The following is a 26,359-nucleotide window of genomic DNA, read 5'->3' as shown; positions in this document are numbered from 1 at the left end:
GTTCCCGTGCGGCGCCCGCGCCCCGGACGCCGGTCCCGCGTACATCACGCGGACCGTGTTGGACCGGAACCAGACGCGGCGCCCGGGAGCCTGACGGGAGAACCGCCCGCATGCCCCAGTCCAACGAACCCGGCACGACCGGGAACGCCGAAGAGAACAACGCACCCGGCGACAAGCTGCCGCCGCGCCGCAGGCGCCGCGCCGCGTCCCGGCCCGCCGGCCCGCCGGTGGCGGAGGCACCGGGCACCGCTGCTCCGGCCATACCGGCCGTTGACGCCGCAGTGTCCGACAGCACCACCACCGAAGCCGGGAGCGCCCCGGCCGCAGAAGCCGCGCCGCCGGCCCGCACGCGCCGTCGCGCGGTCCGTAAGGCGACCGCTCCGGCGGGTGCGCCGCAGGCCGCCGAGGCCGCCGCGATCGTGGCACCCGCCGCGAGCGCCGAAACCACCGAGCCCGTCGTCGAAGCCGAGGCAGATGTCGAAGCCGAGGTCGTAGAGGCGCCTCCGGCGCGTACGCGTCGTCGTGCGGTCCGTAAGGCGACCGCTCCGGCGGGTGCGCCGCAGGCCGCCGAGGCCGTTGCCGAACCCGTTGTCGAGGCTGCCGCCGAGCCCGTTGCCGAAGCCGAGGCCGAGGTCATGGAGGCGCCGCCGGCCCGCGCGCGCCGTCGTGCCGTTCGCAAGGCGACCGCTCCGGCGGGTGCGCCACAGGCCGCCGAGGCCGTTGCCGAACCCGTTGTCGAGGCTGCCGCCGAGCCCGTTGCCGAAGCCGAAGCCGAAGCCGAGGCCGAGGTCGTGGAGGCGCCGCCGGCGCGTACGCGTCGTCGTGCCGTTCGCAAGGCGACCGCTCCGGCGGGTGCGCCGCAGGCCGCCGAGGCCGTCGAGATCGTCGAGGAAGCGACGCCCGTGACGGCTGCCGAGCCCGAGCAGGCCGCCGAGGCCGCCGCGCCGCGCGGCCGTACCCGGCGCAGGGCATCGGCTCCGGCCGGTGCACCGCAGCACGCCGACGCAGTCGCCGAGCCCGCCGCGCCCGCGGAAGCGGAGGAAGAAGCCGTCGAGGCCTCGCGCGGGCGTCGTCGCGCGGTCCGTAAGGCGACCGCTCCGGCCGGTGCGCCGCAGGCCGCCGAGGCCGCCGCCGAGGAGCCGGCCGCCGAGCCCGTCGAGGAGGCCGCACCGCGTGGCCGCACCCGGCGCCGCGCCACCGCGGCCGCCGGCCGCCCCGAGTTCACCGCCAAGGAGGAGGAGCCCGTACGCAAGAGCCGTCGCGCCGAGCGCCCCGCCGTGGCCGTGTTCCAGGCACCGGTCTTCGCCGAGCCGATGTTCCAGACCCCGGAGACCGCGGCCGCCGCCGCTGCCGCTTCGCGTCACGAAGAGGTCGAGGAAGAGCCTGAGACGGTCGAGGAGCCGGCCGCCACCATCGAGGCACCGGCCGCCGAGGCCGCGCCGCAGGCCGGTTCGCGCCGCCGTCGCCGCCGTCGCGGTGAGGCCGCCGAGCCCGAGCAGGCCGCCGCTCCCGCCGTCGAGGTGGAGGAGCACGTCGAGGAGGAGCCCGAGCCGGAGGGCGAGAGCGAAGCCGAGCACGAGGGCGAGGAGACGGACGAGTACGGGGACCGGCCCTCGCGCCGTCGCCGTCGTGGAGGCCGTCGCCGCCGTCGTGGCGAGAGCGCCGAGGGCGACGAGACCGCGGAGCAGTTCGGCGACGAGGCCGCCGCCGAGGGTGACCAGGAGCGCGCTCAGGAGTCCGAAGAGGAGGAGGACGAGGAGCACGAGGCGTCCGTCGCCGGATCCAGCAGCAGCCGTCGCCGTCGTCGCCGTCGTCGTCGCAGCGGCGACGTCCCGTCCGAGGCCGACAACGGCGTCGACGACCCGGAGCGTACGGTCGTCAGGGTCCGCGAGCCCCGTAAGAAGGAAGAGCGGGAGCCCGGCACCGGCTTCGACGAGGTCCAGTCCATCAAGGGCTCGACCCGCATGGAGGCGAAGAAGCAGCGCCGCCGCGAGGGCCGTGAGCAGGGCCGCCGTCGCGTCCCGATCATCACCGAGGCCGAGTTCCTGGCGCGCCGTGAGGCCGTCGAGCGGGTCATGGTCGTCCGCCAGAACGGCGAACGCACCCAGATCGGCGTTCTTGAGGACAACGTGCTCGTCGAGCACTACGTCAACAAGGAGCAGGCCACCAGCTACGTCGGCAACGTCTACCTGGGCAAGGTGCAGAACGTACTGCCGTCCATGGAGGCCGCCTTCGTCGACATCGGCAAGGGCCGCAACGCCGTCCTGTACGCGGGTGAGGTGAACTTCGAGGCGCTCGGCATGGCCCACGGGCCGCGCCGTATCGAGACCGCGCTCAAGTCCGGCCAGTCCGTCCTCGTCCAGGTGACCAAGGACCCGATCGGCCACAAGGGCGCCCGCCTGACCAGCCAGGTCTCGCTGCCCGGCCGCTACCTGGTCTATGTGCCCGAGGGCTCGATGACCGGCATCAGCCGCAAGCTGCCCGACACCGAGCGGGCCCGGCTGAAGACCATCCTCAAGAAGATCGTCCCCGAGGACGCGGGCGTCATCGTCCGCACCGCGGCGGAGGGCGCCAGCGAGGACGAGCTGAGCCGTGATGTCGAGCGGCTGCAGCAGCAGTGGGAGGACATCCAGAAGAAGGCGAAGAGTACCGGCAGTTCCAACGCGCCGACGCTGCTCTACGGCGAGCCGGACATGACCGTCCGGGTCGTCCGCGACATCTTCAACGAGGACTTCTCCAAGGTCATCGTCAGTGGCGACGACGCGTGGGAGACCATCCACGGCTACGTCTCGCAGGTGGCGCCCGACCTGACGGACCGCCTGTCGCGCTGGACCTCCGAGGTCGACATCTTCGCGACGTACCGGATCGACGAGCAGCTCATGAAGGCGCTGGACCGGAAGGTCTATCTGCCGAGCGGCGGCTCGCTGGTGATCGACAAGACCGAGGCGATGGTCGTCGTCGACGTCAACACCGGCAAGTTCACCGGCCAGGGCGGCAACCTCGAGGAGACCGTCACCAAGAACAACCTGGAGGCGGCCGAGGAGATCGTGCGTCAGCTGCGGCTGCGCGACCTCGGTGGCATCGTCGTCGTCGACTTCATCGACATGGTGCTGGAGTCCAACCGGGACCTGGTGCTGCGGCGTCTGCTGGAGTGCCTGGGCCGTGACCGTACGAAGCACCAGGTCGCCGAGGTCACCTCGCTGGGCCTGGTCCAGATGACCCGTAAGCGGGTGGGCCAGGGGCTGCTGGAGTCCTTCTCCGAGACCTGCGTCCACTGCAACGGGCGCGGCGTGATCGTGCACATGGAGCAGCCGACGTCGGTCGGTGGCGGCGGCAAGCGTGCCAAGAAGCGCGGTCGGGTCGGCGCGGGCCAGGAACTCGAGCACGAGCACGTCATCGAGGTCGAGACCGAGGCCGAGGTGGCTGCCGAGGTGGCCGCCCCGGTGGCGCTGCCCGAGCCGGAGTTCGTTCCGGACGAGGAGCTGTACAGCAGCGCGGCCGAGGCCGAGGCGGCAGCCTCGCGCGGCCGTGGCCGGCGCCGCGCGACCCGTAAGGCAACGGCTCCGGTCGGCGCCCCGAAGGCCGAAGCAGCCCCTGCCCCGGAGCCGGTCGTCGAGCCGGAGCCGGTCGTGGCCGCGGAGCCCGAGCCGGTGGTGGAGCCGGAGCCCGTCGCCGAGGCCCCCCAGGGCCGCACGCGCCGCCGGGCGACCCGGAAGGCGACCGCTCCGGCCGGCCCTCCGGCCCCGGCCGTCGAGGAAGCCCCGGCCGCTGCTGAGGTCCCGGCCACGGTGGCCCCGGTTGTCATCGAGGCCCCGGTCGTCATCGAGGCCCCGGTCGTCATCGAGACCCCGGTCGCCATCGAGACTCCGCAGCCCGAGGCAGCACCCGAAGAAGCGGCCCCCGCGGCCGCTCCGCCGCGTGCCCGCCGCCGGGTGACCCGCAAGGTCACCGCCCCCGCGGGCTCGCCCGCGGGCGCGGACGCGGCAGAGGTCGTCGTGGTCACCGGCTCCACCGAGCCGAAGTCCGAAGCCGAGCCCGCCGAAGCCCCGGTGGCGGAGGCCCCGGCCAAGAAGACGGCCCGCAAGACGGCCAAGAAGGCCACCGCCAAGAAGGCAGCCACCAAGAAGACGGCTGCCAAGAAGACCGTCGCGAAGAAGACGACGGCCAAGAAGGCGGCGGCGAAGAAGACGGTCGCCGCTGAACAGTCGCCGCAGCCCTCGGTCTCAGCCGGTACCGAGAGCTGACCAACGGTCAGACAGCAAGGAGAGAGGTGCGGTTCCCTCGCGGGTACCGCACCTCTTTTGCATGCCAGACGCCGGTGTGGAACGTGTGGGCCGCGTCTCTTCAGCCGTAATCTCAACGAAATCCGCTATGAAAATCCTGATAATGTGCCGCGGCCGCGGCCGGATATGTCATTCCTGAGAATGCTGATCGGCGTGCCGGCCCGCTTCAGACAGGACAACCAGCCTTTGTGGCCATGGTGACCTGGCCCTGACGGCCGCGGGCCCGCAGTGTCTCGGTCGTACCGATACCGAACTCTCCCGCCACCGCCTTTACCACGGCCCACCCGGTGGCGTGATCGGGCCGCAACTCAATGGGCCTTCTTCGCCGCCGCCTCGGCCCGGCTCGTACAGAAAGCGCTGAGCGCGGTGTGGTGCGCCTTCTCGTGGGAGAGGAGCCCAGGTACTGCTCCTCGGCGCCCACAGCGGTACGAGTCCGGGAACAGGGCCCGCCGGGAGTCTGCCGTGAGCTGCAGCAGTACGTGGATGACGGGCACGAGCAGGAGGAGCAGTCGGCGGCGGCCGGTGGGAGAGAGCGCGGGCGTGTCCGTCTCAGGGCGAAGAGTGTCGAGGTGCGCCAACCCATGAGCGTCAAGGCGCTTCAATCCGGAGGAGTCGCGCGGTCGGCCCCGGTTTGACCCCTACCTCCTTGCCCCGTAACCTTGACTCTCGGCGTGTTTCCATGCGCGCCCACCCCTGAGCACATTCCTCCTGATGGACCTGTCCGCCAGGAGAGGCCGCTCATCCTTCCGGATCGTCGCGGGCTTCGGCCTGTGCGGGCGGCTGGCATCAGGGGATCCGTTCCGAGCGAGAGAGAGATCCGCGTGTACGCCATCGTGCGCAGCGGTGGCCGCCAGCACAAGGTTGCTGTCGGTGACATCGTTGAGGTTGACAAGATTTCCACTGCCCAGGTTGGCGACACGGTCGAGCTCTCGACCCTGCTCGTGGTCGACGGCGACGCCGTGACCAGCGACCCGTGGGTGCTGGCCGGGATCAAGGTTCAGGCCGAGGTCGTGGACCACCACAAGGGCGCGAAGATCGACATCCTTCGCTACAAGAACAAGACCGGCTACCGCCGTCGCCAGGGTCACCGTCAGCAGTACACGGCGATCAAGGTCACCGGTATCCCCGCGGCTGCGAAGTAAGGGACTGAGGAGACATGGCACACAAGAAGGGCGCATCGTCCACCCGGAACGGGCGCGATTCCAATGCTCAGCGGCTCGGCGTGAAGCGCTTCGGCGGTCAGGCCGTCAACGCCGGTGAGATCCTGGTCCGCCAGCGTGGCACCCACTTCCACCCGGGCACGGGCGTCGGCCGTGGTGGCGACGACACGCTGTTCGCACTCGCCGCCGGTGCGGTCGAGTTCGGCACGCACCGTGGCCGCAAGGTCGTGAACATCGTTCCGATCGCCGGCTGATTTTCGGCGCTCGTCGAGCGGTTTCTGCGGAGGCGGACCTCACTTCCCGTACGGGAAGCGGGTCCGCCTTTCGCGTGTTTCTCCCATGAGAGACGGCTTTCTCCTATGCGGGACGGCACGAGTGAGACATTTCTGCACGTATGTAACTGGAGGTTCCAACCATGACCACCTTCGTGGACCGCGTCGAGCTGCATGTCGCCGCGGGTAACGGGGGCCACGGCTGCGCCTCCGTACACCGTGAGAAGTTCAAACCGCTCGGCGGTCCGGACGGCGGCAACGGCGGCCGCGGCGGCGATGTGACCCTGGTCGTCGACCAGGCCGTCACCACCCTCCTCGACTATCACCACAGCCCCCACCGCAAGGCCACCAACGGGCAGCCCGGCGCGGGCGACCACCGCTCCGGCAAGGACGGGCAGGACCTGGTCCTGCCGGTGCCCGACGGTACGGTCGTGCTCGACCGGAACGGCAATGTGCTGGCCGACCTGGTGGGCCAGGGCACCACGTTCGTCGCCGGACAGGGCGGCCGCGGCGGCCTCGGCAACGCCGCACTGGCCTCCGCCCGCCGCAAGGCCCCCGGCTTCGCGCTGCTCGGCGAGCCCGGTGAGGCCCGCGACATCGTCCTGGAGCTCAAGACCGTCGCCGACGTCGCGCTGGTGGGCTACCCGAGTGCCGGAAAGTCCTCGCTGATCTCCGTCCTGTCGGCGGCCAAGCCGAAGATCGCCGACTACCCGTTCACGACCCTCGTCCCGAACCTTGGCGTGGTCACCGCGGGCAGCACCGTGTACACCATCGCCGACGTCCCGGGCCTCATCCCGGGCGCCAGCCAGGGCCGGGGCCTCGGCCTGGAGTTCCTGCGGCACGTGGAGCGCTGCTCGGTGCTCGTGCACGTCCTGGACACCGCGACGCTGGAGTCCGACCGCGACCCGGTCTCCGACCTCGACATGATCGAGGAGGAGCTGAAGCAGTACGGCGGCCTGGAGGACCGGCCCCGCATCGTCGTTCTCAACAAGATCGACATCCCGGACGGCCAGGACCTCGCCGACATGATCCGCCCGGAGCTGGAGGAGCGCGGCTACCGCGTCTTCGAGGCGTCCGCCGTCGCCCGCACCGGCCTGAAGGAACTCTCCTTCGCGCTCGCGGGTGTCATCGCCGAGGCGCGCGCGGCCAAGCCCGTGGAGGTGGCGACCCGTATCGTCATCCGCCCGAAGGCCGTCGACGACGCGGGCTTCACCGTCACGCTGGAGGAGGACGGCATCTACCGGGTGCGCGGCGAGAAGCCGGAGCGCTGGGTCCGGCAGACCGACTTCAACAACGACGAGGCCGTCGGCTACCTGGCGGACCGGCTCAACCGTCTCGGTGTCGAGGACGGGCTGATGAAGGCCGGCGCCCGGGCGGGCGACGGCGTGGCCATCGGCGCCGAGGACAACGCGGTCGTCTTCGACTGGGAGCCGACCATGGCGGCGGGCGCGGAGATGCTCGGCCGACGTGGCGAGGACCACCGTCTCGAAGCGCCGCGCCCGGCGGCGCAGCGCCGCCGCGACCGCGAGACGGAACGCGACGACGCACAGCGCGAGTTCGACGACTTCAACCCGTTCTAGGACGTTCGGCCGCAGCCGCAGCCGCAGCCGCAGCCGCAGCCGCAGCCGCGCTTCCAGTAATTCGAAGCCGTACCGCCGGACGGGTCCGTTCCGTCACCTCGTCCGGCGGTACGGCATGCTCTCGACGTCACCCGATCGGCGGAGCCGAACTCACTCAAGGGTGATTTCATGCCCTCGATCGTGTGGCGTCGGTCACCCGTCCGGGGAGTGTCAATTCCGGTATTTGCCCTGATCGCAGGGCAAAGCGAGGTGTCCGTACGGCATGCTGTTGCCGATGTCCACCTTGCGAGACGGAAACGGAGAGTGCAACCATCGCTGTGTCTCCCAACCCCCGCAAAGTAGGTCGTTTGTGTCTGCTCAGCACATAGCCAAAGACCGAACCACAGCAGTCGTGCTCGCCGGCGGCACCGGCCAGCGCGTGGGGCTTTCCATCCCCAAGCAGCTGCTGAAGATCGCAGGCAAGGCTGTCATCGAGCACACGCTGTCGATCTTCCAGCAGGCCGACTCCATCGACGACATCATCGTGCTGATGGCGCCGGGCTACGTGCCTGAAGTGGAGAAGATCGTCGCCAAGGCCGGACTCACCAAGGTCACCAAGGTGATCGAGGGCGGCTCCACCCGCAACGAGACCACCGAGCGCGCCATCGCAGCCCTCGGCGAGGGCCTGGCCGAGGGCGAGGACCGCAACGTCCTGTTCCACGATGCCGTGCGCCCGCTGCTGTCGCAGCGCGTCATCAAGGACTGCGTCGACGTCCTGGAGCGCTACCAGGCGGTCGACGTCGCCATCCCGTCCGCGGACACGATCATCGTGACCCGCACCCACGGCGGCGACGGCGAGTTCATCACCGATGTGCCCGACCGCTCCCGGCTGCGCCGCGGTCAGACGCCGCAGGCCTTCAAGCTCTCCACGATCCGCCGGGCGTACGAGGTCGCCGCGGACGACCCGAACTTCCAGGCCACCGACGACTGCTCGGTCGTCCTGAAGTACCTCCCCGACGTGCCGATCTACGTCGTCGCGGGCGACGAGTACAACATGAAGGTCACCCAGCCCGTCGACGTCTTCATCGCGGACAAGCTCTTCCAGCTGGCCTCCACGGCCGTCCCGCAGCCGACCGATGACGCCGCCTACCGCGAACTGCTCACCGGCAAGACCCTCGTCGTCTTCGGCGGCTCGTACGGCATCGGCGCGGACATCGCGACCCTCGCCGAGTCCTACGGCGCCACCGTCTACGCCCTGGGCCGCTCCACCACCGGTACGCACGTGGAGAACCCGGAGCACATCGACGAGGCGCTCTCCAAGGCGTACGCGGACACCGGCCGCATCGACTACGTGATCAACACCGCGGGTGTGCTCCGCATCGGCAAGCTGGCCGAGACGGACAACGCGGCCATCCAGGAAGCGCTGAACGTCAACTACCTGGCGCCGGTGCAGATCGCCCGTGCCTCGTACAGGTACCTCGCCGAGACCAAGGGGCAGCTGCTGCTCTACACCTCCAGCAGCTACACCCGGGGCCGCGCGGAGTACAGCCTGTACTCGTCGACCAAGGCCGCCATGGTCAATCTCACTCAGGCGCTCGCGGACGAGTGGGCGGTCGACGGCGTGCGGGTGAACTGCGTGAACCCCGAGCGCACCGCCACGCCGATGCGCACCAAGGCGTTCGGGGACGAGCCCGCGGGTACGCTGCTGTCGTCCGAGGCGGTCGCCAGGACCTCCCTCGATGTCCTGCTCTCCGAGATGACCGGCCATGTCATCGACGTACGCCAGCAGGACCCGACCCGTGGTGCTTCCGAGGCGTCGGGTTTCGAACAGGCTCTGGCCGCCGTCCTGGACCGACAGGCCGATGTGTAATACTGCTTGACAATCGACTATTCGGACCCCTGTAGACGCCCGCGAGCGAATTGCAGGGGTCCGAATTCGTGAAGCTCCGGCTTCACATTTCCCTCGCAAGGTAATCAGTCGGCACCCCGGGAGCGGTACTTCGTGATTTCGAAAGCCATTCGCATGGCTCGTGTGGGCAGCGGTTCGGAGCTGGCCGCCGCTCTCCTCATGGCTCTGGGATTCCCGTGCATCATGCTCGCGGCGATACTCCCCAATCTCTGGTTCTTCGCCGGCGCCGCCGCGGTGACATATCTGGCCGACCATTATCTGCATCACTGCGGCAGCTATCTGATCAACCGGCTCTCCGCGGTCCGCGCAGGGCTGTCGATCCGCTTCCTGGTCCGCCAGCTGCTGCTGATCCTGCTGCTCTCCCGCATGGGGTACGGGGAGGAGACGCTGTTCTACGTGACGGTCGCCTGCCTGCTGGCCTTCTACGGCCTGCAGGCACCGCAGAGCGCGGTGGTCACCCTCATCAGACTCCGGCGCAAGCTCCCGGTGGTCACGCGCAACATCGGCCTGGAGCAGGTACGGATCCCGGACGCTCCGCCGTCGCTGCTGCTGAACCGCCCCGCGGAGAAGATGCTCCATCTGGACACCTTCGCGATGGTGGGTGTGCTGGTCGCGATCGAGACCGGAGTGACCGGCTTCGCCTACACGGGCCTGGCCGTCACGCTGTTGCTCGCGCTCTGCTACCTGGCGGCGCTCCTGCCGTACATACTTCCGAGCCGGCTGGTGGCGCCCGAGGCCCAGGTGCTGAGTGCCGTGGACACCTGGCTGGGCGAGTACAAGCCGAACGTGGTTCTCTACTTCTCCGGCTCCAAGGATTCGGCCTACCAGGTCAACATGTGGCTGGAGACCATGGCACAGCTCGACGGCCGCCCGCTGATCCTGCTGCGTGAGCGCGCGATACTGCCTCAGCTGAACACGACGTCGGTGCCGGTGCTCTGTGTGCCCGGTGGCGTGCACCTGATGAACATGAACCTCTCGTCGGTACGGGTCGCGCTGTACGCGGCCAACGTCGGCAAGAACATCCACCTGCTCCGGGTGCCGACGATGAAGCATGTCTTCATCGGGCACGGCGACAGCGACAAGCTCGCCAGCGTCAACCCGTACAGCAAGGCCTACGACGAGGTGTGGACCGCGGGCCGGGCCGGCCGGGACCGTTACGCGCTGGCCGACGTCGGCGTGCGCGACGAGGACATCGTCGAAGTGGGCCGCCCGCAGCTGGCGGCGATCCAGCCGTGGTCCGGTGCGCCGAAGAACCCGATCCCGACCGTGCTGTACGCCCCGACCTGGGAAGGCTGGGACGACAACCCCGGCAACACCTCGCTCCTGCTGGCCGGCGAGAACATCGTCAAGCGGCTGCTGAACGCGGAGCAGTCGGTCCGGCTGCTCTACAAGCCGCACCCCTTCACGGGAACCCGCAGCGCCCGGGCCAAGGCCGTGCACCAGCGGATCACCGCGCTGATCGAGAAGGCCGCCGCCGAGCGTGCCGACGACCCCCGCTGGGCGAAGGAATCGGCGGCGCTCCAGGCGGTGCAGGCCGAGGCGCGGACCGAACTGGCCCGTATCGAGGCGCGGCTCACGGCACTGTCGAGCGGTGGCAACGTCGCGGGCGACGAGGCCGAGATGTCCCGCGACTCGCTGGCCGACCCGGCGCGCGAGGCCGAGATCGTGCGGCTCAAGGACGAGTGGAACGCGGCCTCGTGGCGGGCGCTCGGCTGGTGGGAGCACAAGGTCGTGACGGGTGCCCGGATGCGGCTGTACGACTGCTTCAACGAGTCGGATGCCATGGTCTCGGACATCTCCAGCGTGGTGTCGGACTTCATCGCGAGCGGCAAGCCGTACGCGGTCACCGACTCGGCGGCGCTGGGCGAGGACGAATTCCGCCGGCAGAACACCGCGGTCCGTGCCGCGGTCGTCCTGTCCAATGCCGCGACCGAGCTGGACGCCCTGCTCGCGGCGGTGGTGGATCCCGCGGCGGACACCCTGGCGGCCGACCGGCGCCAGCTGAAGGAGTACCTCCTCGGCCCGGACGAGCCCACCTCGATCGTGCAGTTCGACATGGCGGTGAAGGATCTCGCGGTCAAGTCGGAGGCCCGGAACGCGGGCCTGGCGCGAAGTCTCGGCGAACGCGTGGGTGGCTGAGAATTCGGCTGGTTCATTAACGCAATTCATCAGGCCCGGCACAGCCCTTTTAGGGTTGTGCCGGGCCTTTGCGATAAGGGTCACACTTCAGGCGCGTGGTGTCGGGCAACCAACGTTCGAGGTCGACTGTCTTCTGTTGATGTGAGCGAGAAGCCAATTCCTGACGTATCCGTGATCATCGGTGCATACGAGGCGATGCCCTATCTGATCCGTTGTCTTGAATCGGTGGAGGCACAGACCATCGGTGCCGACCGGATCGAGATGGTGGCAGTCGACGACGGTTCGACCGACGGAACCGGCGAGTACCTGGAGGAGTTCGCGGCCCGGTCCGCGGTCGCGACCCGGGTGATCAGGCAAGCGAACTCCGGTGGCCCCAGCGGGCCGCGCAATGTGGGTCTCGGTCTGGCCCGGGGCCGCTATGTCTTCTTCCTCGACGCGGACGACTATTTCGGTGACGAAGCCCTGGAGCGGATGGTCGCGATGGCCGACCGGGCGCATACCGATGTCGTGCTCGGCAAGGTGGTCGGGGTCAATCGTGGAGCGCCCATGTCGATGTGGACAGCCACCAGGAGCCGGGTCGACATATACAACTCCAAGATTATTTACACGCTGAGTGCGCAGAAACTCTTCCGGCGTGAACTGCTGGAGCGAATCGGCCTGAGATTCGACGAGGAACTCAGGACCGGCGAGGACGCGCTCTTCACCATGGAGGCGTATCTGCGCGGCGCCGGAGTCTCCGTCATCTCCGACTACACCTGCTACCACCTGGTCGGCAGGGACGACGGAAAGCACGTCACCAAGAGTGGCACCTATCTGTGGCGCTTCGATTCCATGCTGGCCATGATGGCGCTCGTCCACCGGCTCGAGCCCGCCGGGCCGAAGCGCGACATCCTGATGATCCGGCCCTTCACGATCGGGATGCTCCAGCAGTTCGGGCCCGTCTTCCTCCGGGACTCGGAAGAGATCCGGCGCGACAAGATGGAGCTCGCGGCGCCGCTCATGGACGTGTACTGGAACGATGGCGTGGCACGCCTGATCAAGGTCGCCGAGAGGCTGCGGCTCGCCGCTGTCGCGCGGGGCCGGTCCGACGTGCTGGTGGACGTGCTGACGTACTTACGGCAGAAGTCCGTTCCGGACGTGGTCCGTTCGGGCAAGGGCGACCGGGTCTTCCTCGCGTACCCGCACTTCCGGGACCGGTCGAGCGGCCTCTCGGACTCCGATTTCGAGGTCACCGTGCCCGACTGGCACGGCGGCAAGCGCATCGAGAGCCCCGTGGCGGCGGCCCGCAGGATGTCACTGTCGCGGCGCGCCGTCCGGCGTATGCGGCGGGCTGTACGACGCTGGAGGGCACGGCTCAGCACAGGCTGAGCGGGCCTGTCCCGGCCCGGCTTCCGACGTGTGTCCCCGGCTCGTTCACAGAGTTGACGTACGACGAATCGCGCAGCAATTTTCAGTAAAATCGGCAATAGTCGCAGCTGCGACAAGACCGATATCTCCCCCATGAGGACTGGTCACGTGAAGGCTCTCGTACTATCCGGAGGGGCCGGTACCCGCCTGCGGCCCATCACACACACCTCGGCCAAGCAACTGGTGCCCGTGGCGAACAAGCCCGTGCTGTTCTACGGGCTGGAAGCCATCGCGGAAGCGGGGATCACCGAGGTCGGCATCATCGTGGGCGACACCGCCCCGGAGATCCGCGAGGCCGTCGGCGACGGTTCCCGGCTCGGCATCGAGGTCACCTACATCCCGCAGGACCAGCCGCTCGGCCTCGCCCACGCGGTGCTGATCGCCCGTGACTTCCTGGGGGACGACGACTTCGTCATGTACCTCGGCGACAACTTCATCGTCGGTGGGATCACCGGTCTGGTGGAGGAGTTCCGCACGGACCGGCCCGATGCGCAGATCCTGCTGACCCAGGTACCCAACCCCACCTCCTTCGGTGTCGCGGAGCTCGATGCCGAGGGCCGGGTGGCGGCGCTGGAGGAGAAGCCGAAGGAGCCCAAGAGCGATCTGGCGCTCGTCGGTGTCTATCTCTTCACCCCCGCCATCCACGAGGCCGTCCGCTCGATCGAGCCCTCCTGGCGCGGCGAACTGGAGATCACCCACGCCATCCAGTGGCTGATCGACCAGAAGCGCGACGTCCGCTCCACTACGATCCGCGGGTACTGGAAGGACACCGGCAACGTCACCGACATGCTGGAGGTCAACCGGACCGTCCTGGAGACCATCGAGCCGTCCCACGAGGAGGCCGACGTCGACGAGGAGAGCGAGATCATCGGCCGGGTGCGGATCGAGGCGGGCGCCAAGGTCAGTGGCAGCCGCATCGTCGGACCCGTGATCATCGGCGCCCGGTCGGTGATCAGCGGCGCGTACATCGGCCCGTTCACCTCGGTCTCGGAGGACTGTCGGATCGTGGACAGCGAGATCGAGTACTCCATCGTTCTGCGGGGCGCCTCCGTCGCCGGTGTCCGCCGCGTGGAGGCGTCGCTCATCGGCCGTGACGTCGAGGTGACCCCCGCCCCCCGTTCCCCGTCCGCCCACCGACTCGTGCTCGGCGACCACAGCAAGGTGCAGATCTCTTCATGACCACCAACATTCTGGTGACCGGCGGCGCCGGCTTCATCGGCTCGCACTACGTCCGTACGGTGCTCGGCCCCGAAGGCCCCGGCGACATCGCCGTCACGGTGCTCGACAACCTCACCTACGCGGGCAACCCGGCCAACCTCGACGAGGTGCGCGACCATCCCGGTTTCGCGTTCGTGCAGGGCGACATCTGCGACACCGAGCTGGTCACCAAGCTGATGGCCGAGCACGACCAGGTGGTGCACTTCGCCGCCGAGTCCCATGTGGACCGCTCCATCGACGGCGGCGCCGAATTCGTCCGTACGAACGTCGTGGGCACCCACACCCTGATCCACGCCGCGCACCTGGCGGGCATCAAGACCTTCGTGCACATCTCCACCGACGAGGTCTACGGCTCCATCGACGAGGGCTCCTGGCCCGAGACCGACCCGCTCGCGCCCAACTCGCCCTACTCCGCGGCCAAGGCGTCCAGCGACCTGATCGCGCTCTCGTACCACCGCACCCACGGCCTCGACGTGCGGGTGACCCGCTGCTCCAACAACTACGGGCACCACCACTTCCCCGAGAAGGTCATCCCGCTCTTCGTCACCAATCTGCTGGACGGCAAGACGGTCCCGCTGTACGGCGACGGCGCCAACGTCCGCGACTGGCTCCACATCGACGACCACGTCCAGGGCATCGAACTGGTCCGCACGAAGGGCCGGGCCGGCGAGGTCTACAACATCGGCGGCGGCACCGAGCTCTCCAACAAGGAGCTCACCGGCCTGCTGCTGGATGCCTGCGGCGCCGACTGGGACACCAGCGTCACCTACGTCGAGGACCGCAAGGGCCACGATCGCCGCTACTCCGTCGACTGCACCAAGATCCGCGAGGAGCTCGGTTACGAGCCCCGCACGGACTTCCGCACCGGCCTCGCCCAGACCGTGCAGTGGTACCGCGACAACCGCGCCTGGTGGGAGCCGCTGAAGGACCGGGCCGCCCTGTGAGCGCCGTCTATCTGGTCACCGGAGCCGCGGGGATGCTGGGCCGGGACGTCCTGGCCCGGCTCGCCGGTGAGGACGTCACCGTGGTCGCTGCGGACCGCGCGGCCATGGACATCGCGGACCCCGATTCGGTGCGCGCCGGCTTCGACGCGCACCGCCCCGCCGTCGTGGTGAACTGCGCCGCCTGGACTGCCGTCGACGACGCCGAGTCCCAGGAGGAGGCCGCGCTGCGGGTCAACGGCACCGGCCCCGGCGTCCTCGCCGCGGCCTGCCGCGAACACGGTGCCGTCCTCCTCCAGGTCTCCACCGACTACGTGTTCGCCGGGGACGGCGAGAAGCCCTACACCGAGGACGGCCCCACCGGACCGCGCAGCGCCTACGGCCGCACCAAACTGGCCGGCGAGCGGGCCGTGCTGGACACCCTGCCGGACACGGGTTACGTGGTCCGCACCGCCTGGCTGTACGGCGCGGGCGGCGGAAACTTTGTCCGTACGATGATCAAGCTGGAGGGCGTCAAGGACACCCTCGACGTGGTGGACGACCAGCGCGGACAGCCCACCTGGACCGTCGATCTGGCGGACCGTCTGGTCCGGCTCGGACAGGCCGCCCTCGCGGGCACCGCCCCCGCGGGCGTCTACCACGGCACCAGCGGTGGCGAGACGACCTGGTTCGGCTTCACCCGGGAGATCTTCCGGCTGCTCGGCACCGACCCGGCACGCGTCCGCCCCACGACCAGCGAGGCCTTCCCACGGCCGGCTCCCCGGCCCGCGTTCAGCGTGCTCGGGCACGATCGCTGGGCGACGGCCGGGATCGAACCGATCCGGGACTGGCGGGCAGCGCTGGACGAGGCATTTCCGGCACTCCTTGCGGCAGAGCGGCCGTGATCACCAAATGATCGTCCCGGTGGTCAAATTCTGGCGAATTCAAAAGTTCTGAACAACAAAGGTTTAGCTGGGGGAGAACGCTTACATCACGGTGCGCTCATGCGGTAACTTCGCCGGGGACCAGACCAGTTGGTTTCTTCCGAAGGGCCGCTCCACGTGAACCGCCATGACTTTCTGCGTCAATTGCACCGCGTCTACCGTCCTCGGAACTATATGGAGATCGGGGTCAACGACGGCAGGAGCCTGGCCCTCTCGCGAGTGCCGTCCGTCGCTGTCGACCCCGCCTTCCGTGTCGTGACGGACATCAGCTGTGACGTCCACCTGGTCAAGGCGACGAGCGACGCCTTCTTCGCCCGCAAGGACCCGCTGCTGCACCTGCGCAACGGCCGCAACCCGTTCCGCGCCCTGGCCCGCCGTGATCCGCTCAATGTGCTCGGCGGAGACCCGAAGCTGGAGCTCGCCTTCATCGACGGCATGCACCTCTTCGAGTACGCCCTGCGCGACTTCATGAACGTCGAGAAGCACGCCCGCTGGTCGAGCGTGATCGTGCTGGACGACATGCTGCCCCGCGATGTCGACGAAGCGGCCCGCGACCGGCACACCGACGCCTGGACGGGAGACGTCTACAAGGTGGCCACCGTGCTGCGGCGCTTTCGCCCCGACCTGACGGTGATCGAGGTCGACACCCGACCCACCGGTGTCGCGCTGATCTTCGGCGCCGACCCGGACAGCACGGTGCTGAAGAACGCGTACGACGAGATCATCGAGGAATACGTCGTACCCGACCCGCAGGACGTCCCCGACGAGCTGCTGGTACGCAAGAACGCCGTACAGGCCGAGGGGTTGCTCGAAGCCGACTTCTGGCCCTCGCTGGTCCGTGCCCGCAACCTGCGCCGCCCACGCTCGGCCTACGCGCCGCTGCGCCGCCGGATCGAGGCGCTGACCGGCTGAGCCGAGGGGCCGGACGAGGATGCAGGGGCCCGACATCGCGTCGGGCCTCTCCCGCGCACTCGCGATAATCTGATACGTACATATTCCCAGGGCGATGAGACGCCGGGGCCTTCCTCCTCTTGTTGGGGCTAACTGCATGTCCGTCAAGGTCAGCGTCGTCATCCCGGTGTACAACCCGGGTGAGTACATCGAGGACTGCATCACCTCACTGCTTCGGCAGAGCCTTCCGAACGACGAGTACGAGGCCATCTTCGTCGACGACGGCTCCACCGACGCCACCCCGGCGCGGCTGGACGAGATCGCCGCCAAGTACCCGCACATGCACGTCATCCACCAGGAATCCTCGGGCTGGTCGGGCAAGCCCCGCAATGTCGGCACCGCCGCGGCCAAGGGCGAGTTCGTCATGTACGTGGACAACGACGACTGGCTGGGTGACGAGGCGCTGGAGCGCATGTACAACTACGGCGTCGAGAACGAGGCCGACGTCGTCATCGGCAAGATGGCCGGCAAGGGCCGTCCGGTGCCGGTGGAGCTCTTCCGCGTGAACCATCCGCGCGCCGACGTCTCCAGCGCCCCGCTCATGACCAGCCTCACGCCGCACAAGATGTTCCGCAAGGAATTCCTGGAGAGCAAGGGCATCAGCTTCCGCGAGGGCCGTCGGCGTCTGGAGGACCACGTCTTCGTGGTCGAGACGTACCTTCGGGCCTCCAACATCGCGGTTCTCAGCGACTACCTGTGCTACTACCACATCAAGCGTGAGGACGCCTCGAACGCCGGTTTCCAGCGCTTCGACCCGGTCGGCTACTACAACAACCTCCGGGAAGCCCTCGACATCGTCGAGAAGTACACGGAGCCCGGCACGCTCCGCGACAACATGTTCCGCCGCTGGCTGCGCAACGAGATGGTCGAGCGCCTTCGCGGCAAGCGTCTGCTGGCGTTGCCGGAGGACTACCGCCAGGAGCTGTACACCGAGATCCGGGGCGTCGTCACCGAACGGTTCGGACCCGGTGTCGCGCGGGGGATGCAGCCCACCCAGCAGATAGTCGCCGCGCTCGTCGTGGCCGACCGCCTCGCCGACATCGAGGAACTGGCCCGCTGGGAGGCCGGGATCAAGCCCACCGGCTTCCTGGAGTCCCTGAAGTGGGACGCCGGGCGGCTCGAGGCAGGCTTCACCGCCGAGTACCAGACCGACGGCGAACCGATGGCCTTCCGCACCGAGGGCGAGGAGGACCTGCTGAACCTGCCGCTGTCGCAGGACGCCCTGGACGCCGTCGTGGCTCTCGGCGCCAGTCCTCTCGCGACCGCCGCCAGGGCCAAGGTCGATGTGGTCGTACGGGAACGGACCACCGCCGCGGAGTTCTTCCAGCCGGTCGAGTTCACCCGTGAGCGCATTCCCTCCGACGACGGGACCACGTTCCGGCTGGTGCTTCGGGCCGAGGCGACGATCGACCCGGAGTCCGCGGCCAACGGCGCACCGCTGGGCGACGGCATATGGGACGTCCTGATCCGGATCAGCTCGTGCGGCTGGACCAAGGAGACTCGCCTCGGATCGGCCCGTGCCGAGGGTGTGGAGACCGGCCGACGCGGTGCCCTGAGCGGTGAGCCCCGACGGCTGGTCCTGCCGTACTGGACCGAGCCGCACGGCAATCTCTCCCTCGACGTGGACTTCGCCACCAGCCGGTTCGACCGGGACCTCAAGAGCCTCACCCCGAAGGACACCGTCCTGGCGGACGGCCGGATCGAACTGCCTGTCCCCCTCGCGATGAACGGCACCGTCGGTACCGAGAGCGCCTGGCTGCGTTTCAAGACCCTGTCCGGCGGGAGCACGGCCGAGACCGTCGCGACTCTCACGGCCGGCCCCACCGCGGCGGTCCTGTCCGCACACCTCCCGGACGGGCTGGGCACCGGACGTTTCTGGAGCATCGAGATCGGTCTGCCGTCCGCTCGACGCGGCAAGCCGCGCTGGGCCAAGCTTCCGATCGCCGTCGCCGTCGCCGCCGACGCAACGATATCCGTGACCACGGCGGCCGCCGCGGCCAAGAAGTCCCCTGCTCCCGCACCGAAGAGGTCCCTGGTACGGCGCGTGGCCGGACGTATCAAGCGGACCCTGTTCAAGTAGCCCCTCCGCTGAGCAGCCGACGACAACGACCGGCGTCACCTTGCAGTGAGAAGACCGGCATCACCTTGCAGTGAAAAAACCGGCATCACCTTGCAGTGAAAAAACCGGCATCACCTTGCAGTGAGAAAGCAGAACAGCATGCGACCTCTGTCCATCGAAGGCGCCTGGGTCCACGAGCCGAAGGTGTTCCCCGACGACCGCGGCAGCTTCCACGAGTGGTTCCGCGGCGCGGATTTCCGTGCGGCCACGGACCAGGACCTCAGCCTGGTCCAGGCGAACTGCTCGGTGTCCCGCCGAGGGACCCTGCGCGGTCTTCACTTCGCCGATGTGCCACCCAGCCAGGCCAAGTACGTCAAGTGCGTACGCGGCGCCGTCCTGGACGTCATCGTCGACATCAGGGTCGGTTCCCCGACCTACAAGCAGTGGGAGATCGTCCGCCTCGACGACCGGAACCACCACGCGGTGTATCTCTCGGAAGGCCTCGGCCACGGCTTCTTCGCCCTGAGCGACGACGCGACCGTGATCTATCTCTGCTCGGAGGCATACGCGCCCGAGCGGGAGCACGGCATCAATCCATTCGATCCCGAACTGGCCATCGCCTGGCCCGAGGACATCGAGCCGTTGCTCTCCCCCAAGGACGAGCAGGCGCCGACGCTCGCCGAGGCCGAGCGGCAGGGGCTGCTGCCCCGCTACGAAGACTGCGTCTCCTTCCGCGAGCAGCTGCGCGCACGCTGAGCCGCGTACGGGATGCGCGGCGGCGCGGGTCGCGCATCCCACGCTGCGGAACGGACGGACGTACCGCCCGGCCGCTGGCGTAGATTGCCAGAGCCGGGCGGAGCCGAATCATTGGGGATGTACGTGTCAGGGGCAAGGCAGGGCGTCGCAGAGGCCCGCAGGATCGTGGTCAAGGTCGGTTCCTCATCCCTCACCACCGCGGCCGGCGGCCTCGACGCGGATCGCGTCGACGCGCTCGTCGACGTGCTCGCCAGGGTGAGGAGCGGCGGGGAGCGCGAGATCGTCCTCGTTTCCAGCGGCGCCATCGCGGCCGGACTCGCCCCGCTCGGGCTGCTCCGCCGGCCCAAGGACCTGGCCAGGCAGCAGGCCGCGGCCAGCGTCGGCCAGGGGCTGCTCGTCGCCCGTTACACCGCCTCCTTCGCCCGGTACGGCGTGCGCGTCGGCCAGGTGCTGCTCACCAGCAACGACACCAGCCGCCGCGCCCACTACCGCAACGCCTACCGCACCCTCGACCAGCTCCTGGACATGGGCGCGCTCCCGATCGTCAACGAGAACGACACCGTCGCCACCGACGAGATCCGGTTCGGCGACAACGACCGGCTCGCCGCGCTCGTCGCCCATCTCGTCCGCGCCGATCTCCTGGTCCTCCTCTCCGACGTGGACGGGCTGTACGACGGTGATCCGAGCACTCCGGGCAGCTCACGGGTCGCCGAAGTGGCCGGGCCCGAGGACCTCGCGGGTGTCACCATCGGCAGCGCGGGGAAGGCAGGCGTCGGCACCGGCGGCATGGTCACCAAGGTCGAGGCAGCCCGGATCGCCACGGCTGCCGGCGTCCCCGTCGTCCTCACCTCGGCGAGCCGGGCCGCCGACGCCCTGGCCGGACGCGACACCGGTACGTACTTCCACCGCACCGGACGACGGTCGGCGGACCGGCTGCTCTGGCTCGCCCACGCCTCCACTCCGCAGGGCTCGCTGACCCTCGACGACGGCGCCGTACAGGCGGTCGTCGAACGGCACAGCTCGCTACTGCCCGCCGGAATCGCCGCGGTCGACGGCGAGTTCACCGCGGGCGACCCGGTAGAACTGCGCGACCTCGAAGGCCGTCCCGTGGCCCGCGGACTCGTCAACTTCGACGCCAAGGAGATCCCGCAGCTGCTCGGCCGCTCCACCCGCGACCTGGCGCGCGAGCTCGGTCCGGCATATGAGCGCGAGGTCGTACACAGGGACGATCTCGTCCTCCTGCACCCCTGACAGACGCCCTGAAACGGCTGAAAGTCCAGCCTCGGGGCGGAGACCTTCACGAAAACCGCCCCAACCTCGGCCGCGGACTGGTCAACTTTGTCACGGGGGGCACAGCGGGGTACAGCACAGCAAACGCATTCACAGGAGGCCGCCGGTGAGACGAGCGCGCCCGGGGGCGCCGCCCCGAGGAACGGGTGGCCGGGCCCTGACCAGTGTCGGAGCAGGTGCCGGCTTCGACGGGAGACAGTCCGACGAGAGACGGTCCATGGACCGTGCGGACGACCGGACCACGCGGTCCGAGCCGGCCGGAGCGGAGGAGGAACGGACCACGTCGAGACTCTGGCACATCACGCTCAGTGTCTCGGGCACCGCGATTCCGCTGGAGGAGGTCAGACGCGGGCTCGAACAGCTCGCGCACGACCACCCCTTCCTGCTGACCAGCCGGTACGCCCACGACCACGCGGAGATCCGCTACTGGGAAGAGGCCCGCGATCTGCACGACGCGGCGGCCGTCGCGCTGCGGCTCTGGGGAGAGCACCGCTCCACCGCCAAGCTTCCGCCCTGGGAGATCGTCGGCCTGGAGGTCATCGACCGCGGGACGTACCACCAGCGCGTCGCCGAGGGATACGGACCGCCTCCGGCCGCCCCGGTCGGCGTCCACCCGTACTGAGCACGGCGACGTCCCCGGGGCGGTCGTTTTCGGGCGGCTGTCTTCGGGGCTGGTCGTCCTCGGGGTGATCGTCCTCGGGGTGGTCGTCCCGCATCTCGGAAACGGGCTCGGGGCAGTTGTCTCGCATCACGGGATACGTGAGGGATGCCCGCAGTGGGCGCACTACTCTGCGGGCATGACCACGTTCTCGCCGTACGACAACATGTCCCCGGTCGCCCAGGCCGCCTACCGGGCACGCTCCGCCGCCGCCGACCTCGCGCCGCTGCCGCGCGCGGCGAAGGACGATGCGCTGCTGGCGATCGCGGACGCGCTGGAGGTGCGGACGAGCGAGATCGTCGCGGCCAACGCCGAGGACGTCGCCCGCGCCCGCGAGGCCGGGACCAGCGAGTCGATCGTCGACCGGCTCACCCTCACGCCGGAGCGGATCCGCGCCATCGCCGCCGACGTGCGGGACGTGGCGGCGCTGCCCGACCCGGTCGGCGAGGTCGTCCGCGGCTCGACCCTGCCCAACGGCATCGATCTGCGACAGGTCCGGGTGCCGCTCGGCGTGGTCGGGATCATCTACGAGGCCCGGCCCAATGTGACGGTCGACGCCGCGGCCCTCTGTCTGAAGTCGGGCAACGCCGTCCTGCTGCGCGGCTCGTCCTCCGCGTACTCCTCGAACGTCGCGCTGGTACGGGTGCTGCGGGACGCCGTCGGGGGCTCCGGCCTGCCGGCCGACGCGGTGCAGTTGGTGCCGGGCGAGAACCGCGACTCGGTGCGGGAACTGATGCGGGCCCGCGGCCTCGTCGACGTCCTCATTCCGCGCGGCGGCGCCTCGCTGATCCGCACGGTGGTCGAGGAGTCCACCGTTCCGGTCATCGAGACCGGCACCGGCAACTGCCATGTGTATGTGGACGCGCAGACCGACCTCGACATGGCCGTCGACATCCTGATCAACTCCAAGGCGCAGCGTCCGAGCGTCTGCAACGCCGCCGAGACGCTCCTGGTCCACAAGGACGTTGCCGCGGACTTCCTGCCGCGCGCCCTGGACGCGCTGGCCGACGCCGGGGTGACCGTGCACGGCGACGAGCGGGTCCTCGAATACGCCGAGGGGTCCAAGGCCACCGTCGTGGCGGCGACGCCGGAGGACTGGGAGACCGAGTACCTCTCGTACGACATCGCCGCCGCCGTCGTGGAGTCGCTGGACGCGGCCGTCGCGCACATCCGGCTCTGGTCCTCCGGCCACACCGAGGCGATCGTCACCACGTCGCAGGCTGCCGCCCGCCGGTTCACTCAACTGGTGGATTCCACGACGGTAGCCGTGAACGCGTCCACCCGGTTCACCGATGGCGGCCAGTTCGGCTTCGGAGCCGAGATCGGCATCTCCACCCAGAAACTGCACGCCAGAGGCCCGATGGGGCTGCCGGAGCTCACCTCGACGAAGTACATCGTCACGGGCGACGGCCACGTGCGGTGACCGTCCGCGTCCGGTGAATGTTGCCGGCTCCCTGCCCAGAACGACCCGGCGGGTCTAGTCTGGAGTGGTGCCGGACGACGTGGGGGGCAGGCCGTTCCCGGACGGCTGGGAGCCCGACGACGACCGCGGGGGCGCGGACGAGGACTTCGCCTCCGTGGTGTTCGACGAGGACTTCGTACGGGCAGCCGAGATCCATGAACCCACCGCCGTCGAGCGGCTGCTGGCTGCTGCGCAGGCGCGTGCCGAGGCGGAGGCGTCCCGGGCGCGAGCCGGCGGCGGACCGTTGGACGACGAACTCCCCGACGAGGGATACGGGCCGGGCGGCGCATACGGCCGCGGGAGCGCCTACGACGACGCGCTGGACCCTGATGACGACGCGTACGGCAGCGGCCCCTACGGGCGCCACGGGGGAGCCCTGCGCCCGTACCGGGGTGCTGCACGCTGGCACCGGCCGGTGGCCTGGCTGCTGGCCGTGCTGATGGGCATCGGAATGGTCGCGCTGGCCTTCAGCGCCGTTTACCGCAACAGCTCGGGCAACCGCCAGGCCCCTGCCCCACCGCCCGCCACCACGGGCGTGGACAGTGCCCCTGGCCCCGCCCCCAACGCCTTCCCCTCGGCCTCGGGCGGATATCCCCGCCCCACGGTCTCGGCGGTCCCCCACACCGGCTGACGCCACCGGACGGGCAGAGGCCCCCTGCGTACGCCGTGTCCCGCCCGCTTGCGCTCCTGCTGTCCCCGCGTCGCCCGTCCGGTTCCAAGGGCGTCCGGCGCATGTTCCAGGGGCTTCCGCGCATGTCCTGGGAAAGCGTCCCTCGAAGGGACCTCAGCTCGTCCCGCGCGGGCCCTGGGGACGTCCGGCGCCCATCCCGGGGGCAGTTCTCCGGGCATCCGGGCAACTCTCCGGTGGGTTCTCCGGCGGCTCGGCGTTTACCTCGGTCGTAATCGACCTACCCTGAAGGTGTGACCCCTCTCTACGAGGGGGCTTCTCACTTGTCCGTACATGCGCAGTCATGCGACGTCATGCGAACTCATGGCGGGCAGGCCCTGTCCGAAGCCACTCGGCCGAAGCAGAGCGAAGCGTTTCGGCCCCGGTCGGTGACGTGGAGTCGGGAGAAGTCATGGCAGACCGTGGAGAACCACCAGAAGGTCCGCCCGAGAACGCGCCGGGCGGCGGTGAGGACGAGTACCGGTCACTCGTTTTCGACGAGTCGTTCGTGCGTGCTGCACGGCTGAAGGAATTCTCCGCCGAGGAACGCATGGGGGACCACGCCCGCGCCGTACGCAGCCTCCCGCCCCGGAGCCTCCGGGCCGGCTCCAGAGCCGCCGCCGCCCTGGTCCTCCTGATCGCCCTGGCCTTCGCGACGGCCGTGTACATGGGCTTCCGCCATCCCTACCAGGGGCCCGTCGGCAGAAGAGCCGAGACGCTCAGATCGACCGTCGTACCCCTGGCCCCCCGGTCCGCCGTGCCCGGCGGAACACCCGCGGATCTCCTTGCGAAGAGCCCCGCCGCGCAGTTCGCAAAAGGTGCCGGAGGCATCAACCTCCCCGCGATCCGGGCGACGGACAACTTCTCGGACAGCCAGGTGGCGGCGGCCCTGACCACGGTCAAGGACTACCTGGTGGCATCCTCGCTCGACCCCGACGTCCTCACCGGCCATGCGGTGCGGCCGGTGGAACTGCTGCTCGACCCGGACCAGACGGCCCAGTTCGACCGCAGCATGAACCGGCCGGACGACGACGGACAGCATGCCCCGACCGGCTGGCTGGTGCGGTTCGACCCGGCGAAGGTGGCGCTGGCCGGTCCGGACATCCGGGTCCGGGGCACCCTGAGCTACACCGAGACGGGGTCGGACACCCTGGAAGTGGTGTCGGACCACACCTTCACCTACACGCTTCGCCCGGCCGTCTCGGGACCCCAACGGGCGGACGGCGCCTCGCTCTTCACCGTGCGGCGCGAGCTGGTCTTCCGCTTCGACCGCGAAGATCTGCGACTGCACCGGCTGGAGGTCCGCACCAGCTACGTCCAGGCCGGACCGCAGGCATGCCCGACGGACACCACCGGTACGCTGCGGCCGCTGCTTGCCGGGCAGCGAGCCGTCGCCCACGGCCCTGCGGGAACCGACCCGTATGCAACGGGCCGGCCCACGGCGGCACTGTGCGGAACGCTGACGGTCAGCTCCCCGCAGGCCCCGGCGCAGTCCCCGGTCCGTCAGGGTCCCCAGACTCCTTTGGCCTCGCAGAGCCCGTGGAGCCGTCCGTAGCGCCGTCCTTGCCGGCCCCGCCCCCGTCCTTGCCGGCCGTGCCGCCGCCCTGGCCGGTGAACTTGTCACGGAGCTTGCCGCCCAGGTCTCCGGCACCGCCCGCTATGTCACCGACCAGCTTCATCAGCGGGTCCTTGCTGCTGCGCACCGCGTCCGCGTAATGCGTCGCGGACTCCCGGAACGAATCCGTCACCGAGGTGTCCTTGTCCTCGTCGCGCCGCGGGTAGTGGCCGTCCATGATCCGCTGGTAGTCGCGGGTCTCGGACCACTTCTTCAGCTCGGCCGCACGCACCGTGGTGAAGGGGTGCGAACGGGGCAGCAGGTTGAGGATCTTGAGCACCGAATCGCGCAGATCGCCACCCTTCTCGTACTCGTCGGCCTGGGCGAGGAAGGCGTCCACATTCATCTCGTGCAGATGATTGCCGCCCGCGATCTTCATCAGGCCGCGCATCGATGCCTGCAGATCCTGGCCGACGAGCAGCCCCGCCCGGTCGGCCGACAGTTCCGACTTGCGGAACCATTCCCGCAGTGCCGTAACGATCGCCATGATCGCGACATTGCCGAGCGGGATCCAGGCGACCTTCAGCGCGATATTGGTGAGGAACAGCAGGATCGTGCGGTACACGGCGTGGCCGGAAAGGGCGTGTCCCACCTCGTGGCCGATGACGGCCCGCATCTCCTCCTCGTCGAGCAGCTCCACCAGCCCCGTCGTCACCACGATGATCGGCTCGTCGAGACCGATGCACATGGCATTGGGCTGTGGGTCCTGATTGACGTACATCGGCGGGACCTTCTCCAGGTCCAGGATGTAACAGGCGTCCCGCAGCATCTCGTTGAGATGGACGAACTGGGCGTCGCTCACCCGGACGGAGTCGGAGAGGAAGAGCAGTCGCAGGCTCCGCTCGGGCAGCAGACCGCTCAGTGTCTTGAAGACGGTATCGAAACCGCTCAGCTTGCGCAGGGCCACCAGAGCCGAGCGGTCCGCCGGGTGTTCGTAGGCCCGGGACGAGATTCCTGCGAAGCGCCTGCGCTGCCTGCTCGGCACGTTCTCGCGGTTCTCGTGGCTACTTTCGGTCATGAATGGGCCCCCTGTTCGTACGAGATGTCGCTCGCCCCCTGACACATACCAGCCTAGGTGCTGGGGCTACGG

Annotated in this window: 20 protein-coding genes; 18 read left to right on the top strand and 2 right to left on the bottom strand. The window is 69.3% G+C overall.

The annotated features are described in order from the left end of the window. Positions 1–110: 110 nt before the first annotated feature. Positions 111–4,244, top strand: a complete 4,134-nt coding sequence (locus OG306_RS11945) for an Rne/Rng family ribonuclease (RefSeq protein WP_266746170.1) — start codon at positions 111–113, stop codon at positions 4,242–4,244. A 347-nt stretch (positions 4,245–4,591) separates the two neighbouring features. Here the strand turns inward: OG306_RS11945 and OG306_RS11940 are convergent, their stop codons facing one another. After that, positions 4,592–4,861 (bottom strand): hypothetical protein, encoded by a 270-nt coding sequence (locus tag OG306_RS11940; protein WP_266746169.1) that lies wholly within the window; start codon positions 4,859–4,861, stop codon positions 4,592–4,594. Positions 4,862–5,104: 243 nt separating this feature from the next. On the opposite strand from OG306_RS11940, the gene rplU reads away from it, so the two are divergent. From rplU to OG306_RS11855, 17 genes are all read left to right on the top strand, one after another. Continuing rightward, a complete protein-coding gene (rplU, locus tag OG306_RS11935; RefSeq protein WP_030921216.1) occupies positions 5,105–5,425 on the top strand; it encodes a 50S ribosomal protein L21 in 321 nt (106 codons plus the stop codon). A 14-nt stretch (positions 5,426–5,439) separates the two neighbouring features. Further along, positions 5,440–5,697 (top strand): 50S ribosomal protein L27, encoded by a 258-nt coding sequence (gene rpmA, locus OG306_RS11930; RefSeq protein ID WP_018103204.1) that lies wholly within the window; start codon positions 5,440–5,442, stop codon positions 5,695–5,697. 161 nt (positions 5,698–5,858) lie between these two features. Next, positions 5,859–7,295, top strand: coding sequence for a GTPase ObgE (gene obgE / locus OG306_RS11925; protein WP_266746168.1), 1,437 nt, complete (start codon positions 5,859–5,861; stop codon positions 7,293–7,295). A gap of 349 nt (positions 7,296–7,644) precedes the next feature. Beyond that, positions 7,645–9,144: a bifunctional cytidylyltransferase/SDR family oxidoreductase gene (locus OG306_RS11920; protein WP_266746167.1), complete on the top strand. Its 1,500-nt coding sequence runs from the start codon at positions 7,645–7,647 to the stop codon at positions 9,142–9,144. A 153-nt stretch (positions 9,145–9,297) separates the two neighbouring features. After that, positions 9,298–11,322: a hypothetical protein gene (locus tag OG306_RS11915; protein ID WP_266746166.1), complete on the top strand. Its 2,025-nt coding sequence runs from the start codon at positions 9,298–9,300 to the stop codon at positions 11,320–11,322. 141 nt (positions 11,323–11,463) lie between these two features. Next, positions 11,464–12,690 (top strand): glycosyltransferase family 2 protein, encoded by a 1,227-nt coding sequence (locus OG306_RS11910; RefSeq protein ID WP_266746165.1) that lies wholly within the window; start codon positions 11,464–11,466, stop codon positions 12,688–12,690. Between the two features lie 147 nt (positions 12,691–12,837). Further along, on the top strand, positions 12,838–13,908 hold the full coding sequence (locus OG306_RS11905; RefSeq protein ID WP_266746164.1) for a glucose-1-phosphate thymidylyltransferase: 1,071 nt from the start codon (positions 12,838–12,840) through the stop codon (positions 13,906–13,908). Continuing rightward, positions 13,905–14,891, top strand: a complete 987-nt coding sequence (gene rfbB, locus OG306_RS11900) for a dTDP-glucose 4,6-dehydratase (RefSeq protein WP_266746163.1) — start codon at positions 13,905–13,907, stop codon at positions 14,889–14,891. The genes OG306_RS11905 and rfbB overlap by 4 nt, the downstream gene beginning before the upstream one ends. Continuing rightward, entirely contained in the window at positions 14,888–15,772 is an 885-nt protein-coding gene (gene rfbD / locus OG306_RS11895; protein ID WP_266746162.1) for a dTDP-4-dehydrorhamnose reductase, read from the top strand. Before rfbB ends, rfbD begins: the two co-directional genes overlap by 4 nt. 156 nt (positions 15,773–15,928) lie before the next feature. Next, positions 15,929–16,723, top strand: a complete 795-nt coding sequence (locus tag OG306_RS11890; protein WP_266746161.1) for a class I SAM-dependent methyltransferase — start codon at positions 15,929–15,931, stop codon at positions 16,721–16,723. Positions 16,724–16,859: 136 nt separating this feature from the next. After that, positions 16,860–18,842, top strand: a complete 1,983-nt coding sequence (locus tag OG306_RS11885; protein WP_266746160.1) for a glycosyltransferase family 2 protein — start codon at positions 16,860–16,862, stop codon at positions 18,840–18,842. Between the two features lie 138 nt (positions 18,843–18,980). Further along, positions 18,981–19,577: a dTDP-4-dehydrorhamnose 3,5-epimerase gene (rfbC, locus tag OG306_RS11880; protein ID WP_266746159.1), complete on the top strand. Its 597-nt coding sequence runs from the start codon at positions 18,981–18,983 to the stop codon at positions 19,575–19,577. A 165-nt stretch (positions 19,578–19,742) separates the two neighbouring features. Beyond that, a complete protein-coding gene (gene proB / locus OG306_RS11875; protein ID WP_266752172.1) occupies positions 19,743–20,828 on the top strand; it encodes a glutamate 5-kinase in 1,086 nt (361 codons plus the stop codon). A gap of 145 nt (positions 20,829–20,973) precedes the next feature. Continuing rightward, positions 20,974–21,489: a hypothetical protein gene (locus OG306_RS11870; protein ID WP_266746158.1), complete on the top strand. Its 516-nt coding sequence runs from the start codon at positions 20,974–20,976 to the stop codon at positions 21,487–21,489. A 175-nt stretch (positions 21,490–21,664) separates the two neighbouring features. Next, complete coding sequence (locus tag OG306_RS11865) at positions 21,665–22,948, top strand: glutamate-5-semialdehyde dehydrogenase (protein ID WP_266746157.1); 1,284 nt, start codon at positions 21,665–21,667, stop codon at positions 22,946–22,948. Between the two features lie 67 nt (positions 22,949–23,015). After that, positions 23,016–23,618, top strand: a complete 603-nt coding sequence (locus OG306_RS11860; RefSeq protein ID WP_266746156.1) for a hypothetical protein — start codon at positions 23,016–23,018, stop codon at positions 23,616–23,618. Positions 23,619–24,066: 448 nt separating this feature from the next. Next, positions 24,067–25,209 (top strand): hypothetical protein, encoded by a 1,143-nt coding sequence (locus OG306_RS11855; RefSeq protein ID WP_266746155.1) that lies wholly within the window; start codon positions 24,067–24,069, stop codon positions 25,207–25,209. On the opposite strand, the gene OG306_RS11850 is transcribed toward OG306_RS11855, so the two are convergent. Next, the gene (locus OG306_RS11850; RefSeq protein ID WP_266746154.1) at positions 25,121–26,287 is read right to left on the bottom strand and encodes a M48 family metallopeptidase; all 1,167 of its coding nucleotides are present in this window, start codon (positions 26,285–26,287) and stop codon (positions 25,121–25,123) included. The two genes, OG306_RS11855 and OG306_RS11850, sit on opposite strands and share 89 nt — an antisense overlap. Positions 26,288–26,359 lie beyond the last annotated feature (72 nt).

This window comes from Streptomyces sp. NBC_01241, assembly GCF_041435435.1.
Classification (GTDB): Bacteria; Actinomycetota; Actinomycetes; order Streptomycetales; family Streptomycetaceae; genus Streptomyces.
This window is presented reverse-complemented; position numbering and strand designations above follow the sequence as displayed.

Bases quoted from the DNA above. Each gene is read 5' to 3' on its own strand.
- OG306_RS11945 (WP_266746170.1), top strand. From the start codon at position 111: ATGCCCCAGTCCAACGAACCCGGCACGACCGGGAACGCCGAAGAGAAC.
- rpmA (WP_018103204.1), top strand. From the start codon at position 5,440: ATGGCACACAAGAAGGGCGCATCGTCCACCCGGAACGGGCGCGATTCC.
- obgE (WP_266746168.1), top strand. From the start codon at position 5,859: ATGACCACCTTCGTGGACCGCGTCGAGCTGCATGTCGCCGCGGGTAAC.
- OG306_RS11915 (WP_266746166.1), top strand. From the start codon at position 9,298: ATGGCTCGTGTGGGCAGCGGTTCGGAGCTGGCCGCCGCTCTCCTCATG.
- rfbB (WP_266746163.1), top strand. From the start codon at position 13,905: ATGACCACCAACATTCTGGTGACCGGCGGCGCCGGCTTCATCGGCTCG.
- OG306_RS11885 (WP_266746160.1), top strand. From the start codon at position 16,860: ATGTCCGTCAAGGTCAGCGTCGTCATCCCGGTGTACAACCCGGGTGAG.
- rfbC (WP_266746159.1), top strand. From the start codon at position 18,981: ATGCGACCTCTGTCCATCGAAGGCGCCTGGGTCCACGAGCCGAAGGTG.
- OG306_RS11865 (WP_266746157.1), top strand. From the start codon at position 21,665: ATGACCACGTTCTCGCCGTACGACAACATGTCCCCGGTCGCCCAGGCC.
- OG306_RS11855 (WP_266746155.1), top strand. From the start codon at position 24,067: ATGGCAGACCGTGGAGAACCACCAGAAGGTCCGCCCGAGAACGCGCCG.
- OG306_RS11850 (WP_266746154.1), bottom strand. From the start codon at position 26,287: ATGACCGAAAGTAGCCACGAGAACCGCGAGAACGTGCCGAGCAGGCAG.